Source organism: Sphingobacterium sp. JUb56, from assembly GCF_014191365.1.
Classification (GTDB): Bacteria; Bacteroidota; Bacteroidia; order Sphingobacteriales; family Sphingobacteriaceae; genus Sphingobacterium; species Sphingobacterium anhuiense.
In genome coordinates this window covers 3,669,202-3,683,106 of record NZ_JACHWL010000001.1, presented here as the reverse complement: position 1 = coordinate 3,683,106, position 13,905 = coordinate 3,669,202, and the positions used below count along the sequence as shown (strand labels likewise).

Genomic DNA, 13,905 nt, shown 5'->3' with positions numbered 1-13,905 from the left:
TCTTTTATTTGATGCTATAATAAGGGTTATTTTGTACTTTCTGTATTTGTGGATCGTTTGATCCCAAATATCTTTTTGCAGCAACGACAGTGCGTGTCTGAAAATCATCGTAATTTGCAGCATCTTTCAACATACTATTGATCCGTACAGATCCCGCTGCATGAATAAACGTTCCGTTACCGATGTAAAGTGCTACATGCGTAACACGGGCATTGGGATTCGTATTTTTACCTGCAGCAAAAAACAAAAGATCAGCAGGTTTTAAATTTTTAAGCGCCTTTTCTGGATCAAAGTGACCTTCAGCATTCAGGATATCCACCGATTCACCTGCTAATACCTGTTGAGAAGCATCACGCGGAATAACATAACCGTTCATGAAGTAAGCTGTCTTTGTAAAGCCGCTGCAATCTACTCCCTTTACAGAAGTACCCCCCCAAAGGTAAGGAAGTCCGAGCATAGATTTGGCACTCGAGATCAAGTTGTCAGCTGTAGGATTGCGTGAATCAACCCATTTTTTTAGCGATAAAGCTTCTTCTTTTTTGATGTATGCTTTCCTTTTATCTGGATAGGAAACTTCGAAATAGTTATTTTTCTCACCCGTCAGCACCAGAATATCGCCATATACAAGATCCGATACACGTTGGCTTTGCGCATGCGGTTCGGAAAGTGATTTTCCAAATTCAGCGGTATAGATTATTTTAGGCTGACTGTTCCATTGTGCCGCTTCTTCCTTTGTCATCGCTGTAACCGAAGAAGTCGGTAACCAGGCAATGTATCCTTCCGGAGTACGGATGCGGTATTCACCATGATCCTTTTGTAAGAGGTCAACCTGTGTTCCCATTAATACCTGACTCGCCATTTCAGCCGCATTATCAGGCTTAGTTCTCATATTTCCGACAGATAAATGTACGATACCGATCAGTTTATTTCCTAAGTTTTGTTCGGGCAATAAGTTAATGGCTACCGTTGCCGGAATATTTTTAAATTGCTGTTCGAAAGCTGTTTTAGCGGCGGGTTCTGTCGTTTCTATCAGATAGTCATTTTTGGCAATATCTGTTTTTGTGAAGGCAAATAGCTTTGTACGCTTATCAGGAGCATATGCTTTTCTTACGGTTTCTTGCAGTTCTTTAACCTGAAGATAAACAGTGGAATCTAGCGCTTGTGAAAAGGCATGGTTAATCGTAAAAAAGCCTGCACAGGTAAGAATAGCATATTTTAGTTTATTTGTCATGCTGATTAGTTTGGTTTTTAAAGATAGTCTAAATTGTATGTTTTCACAAGAAATGTTGACGATTTGTGAATTAATGATCGATTCTTTTGCATAAATACGAATTCGGGGCTTTGGCAGAATTAAAAAATTCTTAAAAAGAAAAATGCAATTGTGTATACTTGTATTGCTAAATCGATTAAAATATGAGTTCAAGACGCCAATTTATTAGACAAGGTATTATTGGAGCAACAGCTATAGGTACTGTAGAGACGTTATCAAGTTTTTCAATTCCGCAGAAGCGGTCGGGAATGAAACCGATCGTTATTTCAACTTGGGACTTTGGTATCGCGGCAAATCAGGCGGCATGGGAAGTGCTAAAAAAAGGCGGAAAAGCAATTGATGCCGTAGAGCAGGGAGTGCGTGTACCGGAAGCTGATTTAAAAAATATGACAGTAGGAAAAGGTGGATATCCAGATCGCGATGGTATCGTTACCTTAGATGCCTGTATCATGGATTCAGAAGGAAACTGTGGTTCCGTAGCGGCCTTAGAGCATATCGCACATCCAATTTCTGTAGCTCGTCTGGTAATGGATAAAACACCACATGTGATGCTTGCAGGAGATGGTGCATTGCAGTTTGCGCTGGAGAATGGTTTTGAAAAAGAAGACCTGCTTACCCCAGAAGGAGAAAAAGCATGGAAAGAATGGTTAAAAGAAAAGAAATATAAACCGGTTATGAATATTGAGAACAAGTCATTCGCGGTCGAGCGTTTGCCAGGTAATCAGTATAATCATGATACAATAGGTATGCTTGCATTGGATGCTCAAGGAAATCTATCTGGTGCATGTACAACAAGCGGTATGGCTTTTAAGATGCATGGCCGGGTAGGAGACAGCCCGATTATCGGAGCTGGACTTTATGTAGATAATGAAGTAGGCGGGGCCACTTCTACAGGAGTAGGAGAGGAAGTCATTCGTACAGTAGGTAGTTTTTTAGTAGTCGAATTGATGCGTCAGGGATATTCACCGGAAGATGCCTGTAAAGAAGCTGTAAAACGTATTGTTAAGAAGAAACCTAATATTGCAAAAGATATTCAGGTAGGATTTTTAGCATTGAATAAAAAAGGTGAATATGGATCTTATGCTTTGCAAAAAGGATTCTCATACGCTGTATGTCATAACGAAAAGCAGGATCTGCTGATTCCAGGTTCCTATTACTACAAATCATAATTTTTCAAAATCAGTAAACTATTATGACGCTTTTTCTGTCATTTAATTTCTAAGTTTCCTCAATTATTTATTTTTTGATGGTGGAGGAGAGATCGATAACTGCGAAGCAATCATGAGTACCATAAAAATACACTTGGACGAATAAATTTGAAAGTTTGTAATTTTACTAAACAAATTTATCTAAGTTTGAATATAAAATATATTAAGATATGAAAGCAACATTTGGAGGCGGCTGTTTTTGGTGTACGGAAGTTATTTTTCAAAATACTGAAGGTGTAAAATCCGTTTTACCAGGATATATGGGCGGGCTAAATGATAATCCTACCTATGAGCAGGTATGTACAGGTACCACAGAACATGTTGAAGTGGTACAGATTGAATACGATGAAGATCTTGTTAATTACGAAGAATTATTGAAGATCTTCTTTAAAACGCATAACCCAACGACGTTAAACCGTCAAGGTAATGATGTCGGTACGCAATATAGATCGGTCGTATTTTTCCACGATGAGGAACAGGAAATACTCGCTAAGAATTTTATTGATGAGTTAGATAGTGAGGATGTTTTTGAAGATCCTATTGTGACTACTGTAGAGCCAGCGGTTACTTTTTGGGTAGCAGAAAACTATCATCACAATTATTTTAATACGCATCCTGAAAATCCTTTCTGTTCTGTTGTTATTGCACCAAAACTTCAAAAATTCATCAAAGAGTTTAAAGATTAAAAGATACTAGAACATAAAAAAACCGCTATTAAGCGGTTTTTTTATGTTCTAAAATAGCTGTAAAGCTATTTGTATATATGTTTTAGAATAACTCAATCTGACCGCCATTATCCGTTTGGATATCGTCAGGATTTGTTATTTCCAGTTTAATATCACTTTGGCTATTCGTCGCTTCAGCTGTCTTTTCCGTTTCTTCATCAGATTCCGAAGTTTCAGTAGGAGCTGTCACCTCTTCCTTAGCACTCACGGCCAGATCAATTTCATCAGTAGTCAGTTTAACACTCTTCACCGTATGAAAGGATAGGCGGTTACCTTGCGCTTTCAAACCTTTGACATCAATGATCTCATTCAAAGGTTGATCTAAACTCTCCTCTGTCTGCGATTTTCCTTTCAGCACTTCCAGGTGTACCACAGGGTCTGTACTGTTTGTCAGCACGATAAGTTTTGAACCCGGTTCATCATTAATAAATGATACACTTTTACCGACAGGAATATCATCAAATTTAAATCGCTTCACATAGTAGGTGCCCGATTTACCATCTTGATGGATTGCAGTATAGACATGATCAGGAAAGTATTTCTCGATGCGAATCATCTTATCATCGAAATAATTGCTCAGATCAAAATTAGACAGCTCGTAAGTACCGTCCGACATGACGATCAAAATTTTGTCGTCACCATCAAACTCTCCTAAATATTGACCTCTTTCATCAGCATTTAGACGTTTCGTTATTTTATCAAACCAGATCTTACGGCCAGCTAAGGTAGAAACCCCGGCGCTTTTGAATGTGATCTTTTTAACCGGATATTTCGAAACAATATTTCCTTGAGATGCACGACCTTTAATAGCAATCTCAGCAAAATTCATATCAAAATTAAGCTTTCTCAATTTCGTATGCGGTTTCAGCTGAATATTGACAATCTCCGCCTCTCCATTCGGATTTGCAGTGAAGTAAGTTACTTTAGAACCCTTTGATCCTTTGCTGATGTCATATTCTTTATCACGTGTTACACCGACAACAGCAAAACGTTTGATGAAACTTGTACCCGTGTCTCCTTCTTTATAGATGGCATTGTAAATTGTTCGCTCGTCACCTTTTTTAAAGACAGCGACATGGATGATATCTTTTCCGACAAATACTTTGTCCTGAATTTTGGTAACGACATACTTACCATCCGCACGGAAAACAATGATGTCATCGATGTCCGAACAGTCGCACACAAACTCGTCTTTCTTCATGCCTGAACCGATGAAACCCTCTTCGCGGTTGACATACAGTTTTGCATTGGCCAAAGCTACCTGTGTAGCCTCCACACGATCAAAAGCTCTTAATTCAGTTTTACGTTCACGACCTTTACCATATTTATCACGCAATCTTTCATACCATGCAATGGCATAATCAGTCAAGTGTTTAAGATGGCGTTTAACATTCTTGATTTCATCCTCTAGTGAAGCCATATGATCATCCGCTTTCTTAACATCAAAGCGCGTGATGCTACTCATCGGTTTATCGATCAATCGCTTATAATCTTCAGGGACAATAGGACGGTAGAACTGGGAGAAGAACGGTTCGAAAAGACCATTTAGTACTTCAACAACCGTATCAAAATCTCCAGCATTTTCGTACTGAGGATGCTTATACATACCCTCTTGAATGAAGATTTTCAGTAAACTGCTGAAGAATATCTTCTCTAAGAGATCATGTAATTTGATTTCAAGTTCTTGTTTTAATAAGTTTTTTGTATTGATGGTGTTTTCAATCAAGATATCATTAACACTCAAAAAGTGTGGTTTATCTTCTTTGATCACACAGGTATTTGGTGAAATAGAAACCTCACAGGCTGTAAAAGCAAATAAAGCGTCAATCGTAACATCAGGAGATATTCCCGGGGCCAGATGCACAATAATCTCTACAAACTCTGCCGTATTATCTTCGATTTTCTTGATTTTGATTTTCCCCTTATCATTCGCTGCAACAACGCTGTCTATTAATCCACCGGTAGTTGTTCCAAAAGGAATTTCAGTAATCGCTAATGTTTTCTTATCACGCTCCTCAATTTTTGCACGGACACGGATCTTGCCACCGCGTTGGCCTTCATTGTAAGCTGAGCAATCTGCCATTCCTCCCGTTGGAAAATCAGGAAGGATATGTGGTCTTTCGCCATTCAAAACCTGGATGGAACCATCAATTAACTCCAGGAAGTTATGAGGCATAATTTTAGTAGCCAAACCTACAGCAATACCTTCGGCACCCTGAGCCAGCAATAGCGGGAATTTGACAGGTAACGTAACCGGTTCTTTATTACGGCCGTCATAACTCAATTGCCAGTTTGTTGTTTCTGGATTGAAGACAACATCCAGAGCAAACTTCGATAGACGTCCTTCGATATAACGAGGAGCAGCAGAAGCATCTCCGGTAATAGGATCACCCCAGTTCCCCTGACAGTCAATCAGTAGATTTTTTTGACCGATCTGAACCATAGCATCACCGATTGAAGCATCACCATGAGGATGATATTTCATCGTGTTACCGATCACATTTGCGGCTTTGTTATATCTTCCGTCATCCATCTCTTTCAATGAATGCAGGATACGTCGTTGTACAGGTTTAAAACCATCATTGATATGAGGTACAGCGCGATCTAAAATAACATAAGATGCATAGTCCAAAAACCAGTTTTCATACAAACCCGAAAGTGGAATTGTTTTACTGTTATTTGTCTGTCCGTTATTTAATTCTTCTTGATTATCGTCTGCAGGATAGTTTGTTTCTTCACTCATGTAATCAATAATATGGTGTTTTTATTCTAATTTGCTGCAAGAAAGCATCGTTTTTTGCAAGCGTAAAAATACGAAAAGCATTTCGTTTTATCCAAAGGATATACAAATAGATTTACATTGAAAATTTCAACATTCAAAAGTGGCATTCTAAATTCAGAAAAGATGCATTCAGGTCTTATTTAGCATCTTCAACCCGATCATACCAATAACAGTCCATGTCCCAGATGGTAAACTTAAAAGTATCCGTAATCTTAAATCCAGCCTTTTCCAATACATTTCGCGAACCTTGATTATCGACATGCGTAATGGCATGGAGAGGTATATGCGTCATGTTTTCATAGTAAAAGGCAATACAGGCCAATGCCGCTTCTGTGGCATAACCTTTACCCCAGGACTCTTTACGGTAGCGATAACCAAAGTCTAGAAAATTGACCCGATCATTCATCGGTTCGTCGATAAATTTAAATCCGGTCCAGCCTATAAATTGATTTGTTGCTTTTTCAATAACAGCAACACGTCCTGTACCATATGCTTCATATTGCTGCAGCAAACTAAGAATATAATCTTTTGCCTCTTCACTTGATTTTAAAGGAGATCTGTTTAAATAAAGATGAACTTCCGGTTGTGAATCCATCGCATAGAATTCTTCAACATCATCTAAAGTTATCGGACGAATAAGTAGTCTCTCCGTTTCAAGTGTAGGTACGTATTTCATAAAAATATTATTTAAAGTAAAGTTAATAGAAATTAATTATCTTCAACTATTTAAAGCATAGTGAAGAAAATGGATACCATGGGAGGAGAAATTGTTGATTACTTACATCAGGCAGATTTTTCAGTAGTCATACAACTAGCATTTCTAGGGAATTTTCTGCTATTTTTCTTATCCATTACATTTTATGCTGTGGCGCACTATCTGTATAACAGCAAGCAGGAGTTGGTTGAGCGTCATCCCATATTGAAAGCAGATATTGGAAATGCAATTTTAAATATCTCCCTTAATGCGGTTGTTGCCATTGCGGGCATTTATATGTTAAGAATTGGATGGATTAAAATAGTTGATCTTGATTGGAAGGTATTTCCAATCAAATTTTTAGGCGTTTTGTTTCTTGTGGATTTTTTGATGTTTATACTTCACTGGCTTGTTCACAAATCCATTTTATATCGTTATTTTCATTACAGGCACCATACCTTCGAACGTACAAATGCATTGAGTCTCTTTGTGATGCATCCACTAGAAAATGTGATGTTCGGAGCTATTCTGATCATCACCTTTATGTTAATTCCCTGCGATATTTTTACAGTTTGTTTTTATCTAGGATTCAATCTCTTGTGGGGAATATTAGGACATATTGGGTTTAATCTGTTAGAGTTTAAAAATCGATGGATCACCAATGGTCTTTTTCATATGAATCATCATCATGATATTCATGTCAATTTTGGTTTTTATACCTCAATCTGGGATAGACTCTTCCAAACTCATCGGGAATCCTGAAACCAGGAATACACTTAATTCAGCAATGTCAACCATCAAAAATCCGGTTGCAATAAAAGATCATATAAAATAATTCGTCCAAGAATCATCTTTCAGATCCTTGGACGAATTGTTTTATCACTTAGTAAAAGAGTATTTACAGTTTTTTATCTGTACTGTTTGTATCATCCGGCGAAGCCGATTCCACAACAGTTGGTGTAAGAAACTTTTTAGGTTTCCGTACGATTCCCCATTTTTGAAGCAGTTCCTGTGTTGCATTTCGTTTGAGATGCTCTTTTTCAGGCTCACCGATTAAATATCCGAAAGGCTCCATGCTAGGGATCGCATCAAAAATCACCTTTAAGGTTGCGAACATCGGTAGCGCTAGAATTAATCCTGCTAAACCAAAAATCATTCCGCCCAGTAGAATAGCAATAATGGCCATCAGGGGATTGATACTTACTTTGCTTCCGACGATATTAGGAGTAATAATATTACCTTCTAAAAATTGAACCACCTGGAACCAGGCAATCACACCGACCGCATATAAAGCGCTATCTTTTGTCGCCAACGCAAACAAAGCCGGTAAGATTGAGCCAATAGCGATACCGATATAAGGCAATAACATGAGCAAAGAAGCCATAGAGCCGAAAAACCAGGCGTATTGAATACCCATCAACATGAGACCTACTGTATTCAGCACAGCGACAATTCCCATCACCATTACAAGCCCCAGACAATAACTTTGTACTACCTCATAGATTTTGCTCAGTACAGCATGAATTTTCTTGTTATCGGTGTTTTTAAATGCTTTAAAGAAAAACTCTTTAAAAAAATCACGGTAGTAAAGGAGAAAGAAAATAAAGATAGGAACTAAGATAACACCAGCTAATGTACTTCCGATTGAACCAAAAGCTGTTGACATATAACCACCCACATTTTCTAAAGCATTATTTCCTTGCTCTTTCATCTTTTGAATCACCTCACTTCGCTCTAATCCGAATTGAGATTGAATCCAGTTCTGTATCGATTCTACAGCAGCCAATACTTTTTCCTGAATCGCTACAGCATCTTTTCCAATGATAATACTTTGATGTACAATAAACCATATCAAAGTGCTGATAATTAAGATGGCAATAATAACAGCCATGATAGAAGCGGCCGCCTTCCCAAATCTCAATTTATTTTCAAAAAAAGATGCAATCGGGTAGAGCGTCATTGAAAGAATGATCGCAAAAAGTAACGGTACGATAACACTTTGAGTAACATATAAAAATCCGATGATTAATGCTAGGGCAAACAAACTTGAGGCAAGCTCAACTGAATACGGTTTTTTTCCTGATTTACTTTCCATATATGACTGCTAACAAATAAAGGGTTAATCTTAATTGAGAATACAATTAAGCTTTTTTCTTTCTATAGCTAAATCCTTGCCAAAAAAACATATACAGTAAAGCGATACCTAAAAACAAAGCGTTAAAATACATCACTTGCGGTATCCGGGTGATAATATCCTGATAGTACATCCCTGCAAATAAGGCACCTAAACCAATACCTGCCTCCATCGATATGTACATCGTCGCTACCGCACGTCCACGTTGATTATGCTTACCAAGGTCTATAGTCCAGGCATTGATCGCAGGAGATAAGATTCCTGTACCGATACCGTATATACTTGCACCTAACATCAGCTTGTTAAAGGAATCTCCCTGTCCGATGAGGAACAAAGAAATACCAACAATGAGTAAACCGATCATAATTACTTTGGTACGTCCATATTTATCCGATGCTTTTCCAGATATGAAGCGGATCAAAATTGATGCAATCGTATATGCAGCAAAGAATATCCCTTTGTTGCTCAGGTTGAGGTGATCACTCCAATCGGGGATTAATGTCAATATGGCTCCGAATGCGGAGTAAGATAGAAACGTTACAATTCCCGCTGGCAATACACCGATATCAATGATGTCGGTACGCGAGATTTTGAACATGGATAAATTGAGCTTTTCTTTTTTTGCAAGTGTTTCCTTCATATTCATGACAATAACAATAGAAAGAAGTGCAAAAAGAGATGAGCTATAGAACATGATATTGATACCAAAATATTGAAAAATTGCACTACCGATAGCGGGACCTACTGCACCACCAATTGCAAAACAGAGACCATGCATCCCCAAAGCCTCACCCCAGCGTTCGCGCGGAATAATATCAGCAACATAAGCTGAAGTAGCAGTAGGTTTGAAACCTGTCGAAAAACCATGAATCAATCTCAAAAGAAGAAAACCGGAGACTGTGGTGAGTATCGGATACAGAAAACCACATAAAAAACAAACAATAGATCCGATGGCCATAACCGGTACGCGTCCCCATCGATCGGTCAATTTGCCACTGAAAGGACGTGAGATACCAGCTGTTAAAGTAAATAGAGCTATGATGAGACCTTTATGTTCAGCACCTCCCATTTGACTCAGGTAGTTCGGAAGTTCTGGAATAATCATATTGAAACTTGCAGAGAAAAGTAACGAACTCAGACAGAGAAGGGCAAATTGTAATGTATATATGGATTTATTTTCAGTCATGATAAACGGACTCTTGTTTGTGTAAAAAATGAATCGCCTTCTTTTTGAAGAGAAGGCGATGTCTTATAATTTTTTTGTTCGCGCTATTTCCGAACAAAAGATCGTGGTTGCTACAGCGACATTTAAAGATTCTGCCTCACCGATCCTCGGAATCGTGACAGGTTTGTCGACCAATTCGATGAGCTCATCCGAAATCCCATTTCCCTCATTTCCAAGAACAAGGAGACCTTCATCTCTCCAGTCGGTTTCGTAAATACTATCGCCGTTGAGTAAAGCACCAAAAACAGGTAATTTAGCGTCTTGAATAAAAGCCTTTAAATCGAGGTAATGGATTTCGATACGTGAAAGAGAACCCATTGTAGCCTGGACGACTTTAGGGTTATAAGCATCGACAGTACCGATCGAACAAAGGATCCGTTGAAAACCAAACCATTCAGCTGTGCGGATAATGGTGCCGAGATTTCCAGGATCCTGGATGTCATCCAATAGTAAGGTGTGCTGTCCTTTGAAATCTTTTATGGCTAAAGCCTCCTGTTTCGGTATATGTACCAGAGCTAGTATACCCTGCGGAGATTTTAAGCTGCTGATTTTTTGAAATTCGTTTTCAGTCAGCACATAAGATTTTATTTTTCCCGATATTTTACCCACTTTTGCGAGTACATCTTCTGTATAAAATAAGCTGTCAACTTGATAAGAGGAAGATAGAAATTCGATAACAGATTTTATTCCTTCGACAATAAAAAGACCATGTTGTTTGCGAAACTTTTTATTTTGAAGTGATGATATTAGAGTAATTTGTGCTTTTGACAACATTTTTTAATGATAAATAATCAACGCCTTTTAGCTTTTACAAGTATAACGCTTTTGTTGCTAATTTTCACATCTTGCCGTACAGCACGTTTCTTAAATGAGGACCAAGCTTTGGTAGATCATGTGGATATCCATGGTGTAAAACCTGAGCTCAAAGAAACAACCTCACTCTATATCTCGAATGAGATTAAGGTCAATTCGCGGGTTAACTTATTTATCTATAATCTTTTTAATACAAAAGATGGAAAATATAAGAAACGTAATATCAGAAATGTCGGTGAAGCTCCCCATTTATTAGATTCTGGTTTAGTTGATTTATCTGCGACACAGATAAAAAGATTTTTATTTACAAAAGGTTATTTTGGTGCTAGCGTAAAACCTGAAATAGCAGTTAAGAAGAAAAGAGCGACCATTCATTTTAATGTTACTCAGGGCGATCCCTACTACATGAGCAAAATTACGTACAACTTTGCAGATCCTATAGTTGCCGACCTTTATAAAAAAGAAGTAAAACCAGCTACAGTTATCAAAGAAGGAGATCAATATGATGCGGTAAATCTGATCACAGAAAGAGAAAAATTGTATATGGCTATGCGTGATCATGGCTATTTTGATTATATCCGTCAATACATGCGTGTTGCTGTAGATTCGATGTCAAAGAAAAATCAGTTAAATTTAGAAGTGCAGGTTGAAAATCCAAGCGCTTCAACAAAACATCAGGCATATACCATCGATAATATCTTTGTTACTATTCGAAATTTTGGAACTGCAAAGAAAGAAATTAAACAGACATTTGACAGCATCAATAAGATCCATTTCACAGACGAAACAAATAATTTTCGTCTGAAACCATTGACCAGATATATGTATATCAAATCTGGGAATCCTTACAATCTGACGAAAGAAAATCTTTCTTACGATCGTTTGTACGAAATGAATGGATTTCGGAGTGTTAAAATTCATTATCAAAAGACAGATTCAAATAAATTGGATGCTTTCTATGAGATGGTACCTCGTCCGTTGATGGGAAATCAGATTGAAGGTGAATTTACACTGAGTTCAGGTATGAGCGGTTTTAATATCGGAAATACATTTTCACATCGTAATATCTTTGGCGGAGCCGAACTATTGGAAGTAAAATTACGTTATGGTATTTTGTTTGACCCTAGACTTAGTGGTAGCATTTCTAACAAAATCTTTAATAATGATATTCAGATCGGTGTAAATCTGATTGTCCCACGTATGATGACACCTTTTCCTGTCAGCAATACCGCACAGTATGGTTTAGCCAAAACGACTTTTTCGACGAGCTTACAAATCTTCAATCAGGATGCCACCTATTCAAACCGTTATTTTATCAATACATTAAATTACTCCTGGCACGAATCTGCAAACAAATTCCACAGCTTTACGCCAATTGTGTTAGAATATAGACAAGGACGTTTAAACGATAATTTTGCTCAGAACCTGATAGATCAGGGGTACTTATTATATGTACGAAGTAATAACCGCGAGTATTTTGGTCTGGGATCCCAGTACGCATTCACTTATAACGCCAAGAAGCTGACCAAGAAGGAAAATTTTAATTATTTCAAAGGCTCAGTAGATTTAAGTGGTAATATTTTAGATCTTGTAAGCCGGGTAGTTAAGTTTGACCGGACGGCGGATGGCGAAAAAAAGGTTCTTGGAGTACCTTATTTGCAGTATGCCAAAACGGAATTAGACTATCGTCTTTATCGTAATCTAGGGGGCAATAGACAATTTGTTTTTAGGATCAATCCAGGTATTGCTATTCCTTATGGAAACAATTCGACGCTCATGATTTTCGAAAAAAGCTTTTACGGTGGCGGAATGAATGGCATGCGTGCCTGGCAAGCTCGGACATTGGGTCCCGGAAATTATAATCGCGAAAGTGTAAATGAAGATTTACGGTTGAACCTTCGGAACTTAGATCAATTGGGGGAAATCAAAATTGAAGGAAATGCTGAATATCGTTTCCGTATATTAAATAGTGTTTTAGGAGCTAAGATGAATGGTGCTACCTTTGTAGACTTTGGAAATGTTTGGCGATTAAAAGAGAACGAATTAAATCCAGGCGGAGAGTTTAAGTTTAATAAATTTTTAAATCAGATTGCAATAGGAACGGGGTTTGGACTTCGTTTTGATTCCGACTATTTTATTATCCGATTGGATGCAGGACTTAAAGTTAAAGATCCGCAATTCTCAGGAAGCGATCAATGGGTTTTAAAACATTTTTTCGATTCCAAAGAATTTAAGGATCAGTATTACCAGACACATAGGCCTGACCGTTATAATTTTATTCAGTATAACTTTGGTATTGGATTGCCTTTTTAGAAAATTAAGTTTTTTAAACTTGCAAAAATAGACTCTATAATAGACGTGATATTTAGGCCCTGCGAGTGATTGAAGAAAAAGAAACATACAGCCAGTACAATTGCCGTTAATAATAGTTTCTTAAATGCATAAGCAATAAGTAAGATCACTGCCGGGATAATGAGAAACATAAGTCCGCTGATCGCAAAAGCTGACAATCCTTTGTCAGATTTATAGATATAAAATAGTCGACCTTTTGATCTGTCTTGATTCTTATGTTTGAAGAATACAAATGTTGAGGATTCAATTTTATCATTTGGAACCCCAATTCCATCGTGGAACTGTAAGTCCTGGGTAAACCCATTAATGCTAAACTTATACGTACCGTTGATACGTTCATTTGTCTTCTCTGCCGAATCTACAGCTATAATGGCAAGTTTCCCATTGCCTGATAAATTTTCTTTTACTATAAAATTCTCTATTTTTTGCATTTGTGCATGCCCTAAAAATGGAATTAACAGCAGGAGAAACAATAATTTTTTCATTATTAAATTTGTTTTTTAACGGTTATGAAGCGATCATGATCTGCACTTAGCTATCTGTAAGATCATGATGGTTTCATTATTAAATTTGTTTTTTATCAATAATGAAGCAATCATAAATCCAGTATTCTTCAAGATTTGAACTGATTTAGTTCATGATGTTTCATTAAAAATTGTTTGCGTTGCAATTTTAGACATTTTCTATCTCTTTATAAAATAG

General features: G+C 37.5%; 11 protein-coding genes. 4 read left to right on the top strand and 7 right to left on the bottom strand.

Annotated features, from left to right (window positions below; genetic code table 11):
• Window positions 1–4: 4 nt before the first annotated feature.
• Window positions 5–1,231: a C40 family peptidase gene (locus FHR29_RS15755; RefSeq protein ID WP_183915681.1), complete on the bottom strand. Its 1,227-nt coding sequence runs from the start codon at window positions 1,229–1,231 to the stop codon at window positions 5–7.
• 182 nt (window positions 1,232–1,413) lie between these two features.
• On the opposite strand from FHR29_RS15755, the gene FHR29_RS15750 reads away from it, so the two are divergent.
• Both FHR29_RS15750 and msrA read left to right on the top strand, forming a co-directional pair.
• Complete coding sequence (locus tag FHR29_RS15750; protein ID WP_168128433.1) at window positions 1,414–2,439, top strand: isoaspartyl peptidase/L-asparaginase family protein; 1,026 nt, start codon at window positions 1,414–1,416, stop codon at window positions 2,437–2,439.
• A gap of 209 nt (window positions 2,440–2,648) precedes the next feature.
• Window positions 2,649–3,164, top strand: coding sequence for a peptide-methionine (S)-S-oxide reductase MsrA (gene msrA, locus FHR29_RS15745; protein WP_132772269.1), 516 nt, complete (start codon window positions 2,649–2,651; stop codon window positions 3,162–3,164).
• Between the two features lie 82 nt (window positions 3,165–3,246).
• Here the strand turns inward: msrA and FHR29_RS15740 are convergent, their stop codons facing one another.
• A complete protein-coding gene (locus tag FHR29_RS15740) occupies window positions 3,247–5,946 on the bottom strand; it encodes a DNA gyrase/topoisomerase IV subunit A (protein ID WP_183915679.1) in 2,700 nt (899 codons plus the stop codon).
• A 175-nt stretch (window positions 5,947–6,121) separates the two neighbouring features.
• On the bottom strand, window positions 6,122–6,661 hold the full coding sequence (locus FHR29_RS15735) for a GNAT family N-acetyltransferase (RefSeq protein WP_168128435.1): 540 nt from the start codon (window positions 6,659–6,661) through the stop codon (window positions 6,122–6,124).
• 78 nt (window positions 6,662–6,739) lie between these two features.
• Between FHR29_RS15735 and FHR29_RS15730 the strand changes: the two genes are divergently transcribed.
• Window positions 6,740–7,441 carry a sterol desaturase family protein gene (locus FHR29_RS15730; RefSeq protein WP_183915677.1) on the top strand — a complete coding sequence of 234 codons (702 nt, stop codon included), beginning with the start codon at window positions 6,740–6,742 and terminating at the stop codon, window positions 7,439–7,441.
• 136 nt (window positions 7,442–7,577) lie between these two features.
• Here the strand turns inward: FHR29_RS15730 and FHR29_RS15725 are convergent, their stop codons facing one another.
• The 3 genes from FHR29_RS15725 to FHR29_RS15715 form a co-directional block, all read right to left on the bottom strand.
• Window positions 7,578–8,774: an AI-2E family transporter gene (locus FHR29_RS15725; protein ID WP_183915675.1), complete on the bottom strand. Its 1,197-nt coding sequence runs from the start codon at window positions 8,772–8,774 to the stop codon at window positions 7,578–7,580.
• A 46-nt stretch (window positions 8,775–8,820) separates the two neighbouring features.
• Window positions 8,821–9,999: an MFS transporter gene (locus FHR29_RS15720; protein ID WP_183915673.1), complete on the bottom strand. Its 1,179-nt coding sequence runs from the start codon at window positions 9,997–9,999 to the stop codon at window positions 8,821–8,823.
• Window positions 10,000–10,062: 63 nt separating this feature from the next.
• Window positions 10,063–10,812 (bottom strand): RNA methyltransferase, encoded by a 750-nt coding sequence (locus FHR29_RS15715; RefSeq protein WP_132845932.1) that lies wholly within the window; start codon window positions 10,810–10,812, stop codon window positions 10,063–10,065.
• A gap of 6 nt (window positions 10,813–10,818) precedes the next feature.
• Between FHR29_RS15715 and FHR29_RS15710 the strand changes: the two genes are divergently transcribed.
• On the top strand, window positions 10,819–13,164 hold the full coding sequence (locus FHR29_RS15710) for a BamA/TamA family outer membrane protein (protein WP_183915672.1): 2,346 nt from the start codon (window positions 10,819–10,821) through the stop codon (window positions 13,162–13,164).
• Here the strand turns inward: FHR29_RS15710 and FHR29_RS15705 are convergent.
• Window positions 13,161–13,688, bottom strand: a complete 528-nt coding sequence (locus FHR29_RS15705; protein ID WP_183915669.1) for a hypothetical protein — start codon at window positions 13,686–13,688, stop codon at window positions 13,161–13,163. The two genes, FHR29_RS15710 and FHR29_RS15705, sit on opposite strands and share 4 nt — an antisense overlap.
• Window positions 13,689–13,905: the final 217 nt, after the last annotated feature.

Excerpts from the sequence above, each read along its gene's own strand:
- FHR29_RS15725 (WP_183915675.1), bottom strand. The coding sequence starts at position 8,774 with ATGGAAAGTAAATCAGGAAAAAAACCGTATTCAGTTGAGCTTGCCTCA.
- FHR29_RS15720 (WP_183915673.1), bottom strand. The coding sequence starts at position 9,999 with ATGACTGAAAATAAATCCATATATACATTACAATTTGCCCTTCTCTGT.
- FHR29_RS15755 (WP_183915681.1), bottom strand. The coding sequence starts at position 1,231 with ATGACAAATAAACTAAAATATGCTATTCTTACCTGTGCAGGCTTTTTT.
- FHR29_RS15715 (WP_132845932.1), bottom strand. The coding sequence starts at position 10,812 with ATGTTGTCAAAAGCACAAATTACTCTAATATCATCACTTCAAAATAAA.
- FHR29_RS15735 (WP_168128435.1), bottom strand. The coding sequence starts at position 6,661 with ATGAAATACGTACCTACACTTGAAACGGAGAGACTACTTATTCGTCCG.
- FHR29_RS15740 (WP_183915679.1), bottom strand. The coding sequence starts at position 5,946 with ATGAGTGAAGAAACAAACTATCCTGCAGACGATAATCAAGAAGAATTA.
- FHR29_RS15750 (WP_168128433.1), top strand. The coding sequence starts at position 1,414 with ATGAGTTCAAGACGCCAATTTATTAGACAAGGTATTATTGGAGCAACA.
- FHR29_RS15730 (WP_183915677.1), top strand. The coding sequence starts at position 6,740 with ATGGGAGGAGAAATTGTTGATTACTTACATCAGGCAGATTTTTCAGTA.
- FHR29_RS15710 (WP_183915672.1), top strand. The coding sequence starts at position 10,819 with ATGATAAATAATCAACGCCTTTTAGCTTTTACAAGTATAACGCTTTTG.
- FHR29_RS15705 (WP_183915669.1), bottom strand. The coding sequence starts at position 13,688 with ATGAAAAAATTATTGTTTCTCCTGCTGTTAATTCCATTTTTAGGGCAT.
- msrA (WP_132772269.1), top strand. The coding sequence starts at position 2,649 with ATGAAAGCAACATTTGGAGGCGGCTGTTTTTGGTGTACGGAAGTTATT.